General features: G+C 49.9%; 1 protein-coding gene. It reads left to right on the top strand.

The window, feature by feature from the left end:
* On the top strand, positions 1–519 hold a 519-nt coding region (locus R7Q09_RS28350; RefSeq protein WP_318144232.1), incomplete at both ends, for a Card1-like endonuclease domain-containing protein.

A 519-nucleotide genomic window follows, 5' to 3' on the forward strand; every position in this document is an offset into this window, starting at 1 on the left:
ACTGTATGAGCTTGGCGAACGCTGGGCGTCAAATGCGCTAGAATTGGGCCCAGGCTTGGCGACACTTAACTACCTTGCGACAACCTGCCGTAAGGAACAGAAGCTGGATGTGGAGCTCTCAGAGAAGCAACAAGGCTACCGTGAACTCAACATGCTGCTGTCGGATCTTGTCGAAGCACAGATCGCGACTTACGAAAATGGCATTTTGACCTTCGCGAACGAAGACGCACGTCGATTCTCTAACGGCGAATGGTTGGAGACTCTGGTTCACAGCACTGTGAAGCAAATCCAAGACACCATGCCAACGATTCAAGACCGCTCTTTGAATGTTCAGGTTTATCGTAAGCTGGGTGAAAGTGAAGTACGTAACGAGCTAGACGTAGCAACGGTTGTAAATAACAAGCTGCACATCATTGAGTGTAAAACGAAAGGCATGCGCGATGATGGTGACGATACGCTGTACAAACTGGAATCTTTGCGTGACCTGCTAGGCGGTCTACAAGCACGCGCTATGCTGGT

The organism is Vibrio sp. 2130-1 (genome assembly GCF_033339515.1).